The sequence below is a fragment of the Veillonella sp. AF36-20BH genome (assembly GCF_003602765.1).
GTDB lineage: Bacteria > Bacillota > Negativicutes > Veillonellales > Veillonellaceae > Veillonella > Veillonella hominis.
In genome coordinates, this window is record NZ_QTLR01000021.1 from 1 (window position 1) to 420 (window position 420).

The following is a 420-nucleotide window of genomic DNA, read 5'->3' on the forward strand; positions in this document are numbered from 1 at the left end:
GCGCACGCCTGATAAGCGTGAGGTCGGTGGTTCGAGTCCACCTAGGCCCACCAGTTGGCTCATATAACTTGAAATACACTTTTGTGTAGAGTACAGACATTAAGAGCTAAAATAATAGGAAAAGCTTATAAAAGATAACGGATTCTTCGGAATAGATTATCGAGACTTAAGTGAACCCATTACGGGGGCGTAGCTCAGTTGGGAGAGCACCTGCCTTGCAAGCAGGGGGTCAGGAGTTCGAATCTCCTCGTCTCCACCATTTAGTATTTGACAGCGAGTCTGTGATATACTAATTGTTTGTTCTTTGAAAACTGCATAGAAGAATTAATATATATTTGTAAGGTCATCTCTTAGAATTTCTAAGTAGGTTGACCCGAGCACATAGGAAATAATTCTCTGACTTAATGGTGACGTACATGA

At 41.7% G+C, this 420-nt stretch carries 1 tRNA gene; it reads left to right on the plus strand.

Annotation, left to right across the window (positions count from 1 at the left end):
- Positions 1-183 precede the first annotated feature (183 nt).
- Positions 184-259 (plus strand) — tRNA-Ala (locus DW000_RS09775).
- The last annotated feature ends 161 nt before the right edge of the window (positions 260-420 follow it).